Origin of the sequence: Thauera linaloolentis 47Lol = DSM 12138 (genome assembly GCF_000310205.1) — a bacterium.
Taxonomy (GTDB): Bacteria; Pseudomonadota; Gammaproteobacteria; order Burkholderiales; family Rhodocyclaceae; genus Thauera; species Thauera linaloolentis.
On sequence record NZ_AMXE01000194.1, the window covers coordinates 1 to 859 of the forward strand.

The following is an 859-nucleotide window of genomic DNA, read 5'->3' on the forward strand; positions in this document are numbered from 1 at the left end:
GCCCTGGCCGCCGACTGGCTGCGTTTCGTCGCCGGCCTGGCCGAGACCCAGGCGCAGGCCCTGAGCGCGCTTGCCGATGACATTGCCGCGGCGGACTGCGTCGATGAGGATGGCCGCCTCGATCTCGCCGGCCTGCCGCGCCTGGCGGTGTGGCATCGCGCGCTGGGGGGGCTGGCGGATGGTGCCGGCGTGCCGGACGCTCCCGCCGTTGCGCAGGCACTGCGGAGCATGCGGGCCCTGGATGCGGTGGCGCGCGAAGCCGTCGCGCTGCGCCTGCTCAGCGGGGAAACGCTGCCCGGGGACCTGGCTTGCGCGCCGCTGGTGGCGGCCGCGCTGGAACTGGTGGCCACGGTTGCCGCGGCCGGCGCCGCGCCGGCCGGCGTGTCGAGCATCGACGAGGCCTGTCCGGTGTGTGGCAGCCACGCGGTGGCTTCCACGCTGGCGGAAAGCGCTTCGGGCAAGCTGCGCCACCTGCATTGCGGCTGGTGCAACACCGCCTGGCACCATGTGCGCGCGCAATGCACGCACTGCCATTCGTCGCGTGACCTGGCCTACCAGTCGCTGGCGCGCGGCGCGCCGGATGCCGGGGCCGACGGCGCATGGCGCGCCGAAACCTGCGACGACTGCCGTACCTACCTGAAGGTGTTCGACCGCAGCAAGGCGAGGGCAGCCGACCCGGTGGCGGACGACCTCGCCAGCCTGGAACTCGATCTCGCCCTCGGCGAGGCCGGCTACCGGCGCCCGGCCGCCAACCCCTACCTCGCCCTGGCTGCCGGCGCCGCTGATTGAGCGGCTGCCGGCCCGGGCATTCGTCCGGTTCAGGCGCCGGCCGCGGCTGGCTCGCGAGCCGGTGCCTTGC

1 protein-coding gene is annotated in these 859 nt (G+C 74.7%); it reads left to right on the top strand.

Annotated features, from left to right (window positions below; genetic code table 11):
• Window positions 1-789, top strand: a 789-nt coding sequence (locus tag C666_RS19135) for a formate dehydrogenase accessory protein FdhE (protein ID WP_004351630.1), incomplete at its 5' end; no start/stop codon positions are given.
• Window positions 790-859: the final 70 nt, after the last annotated feature.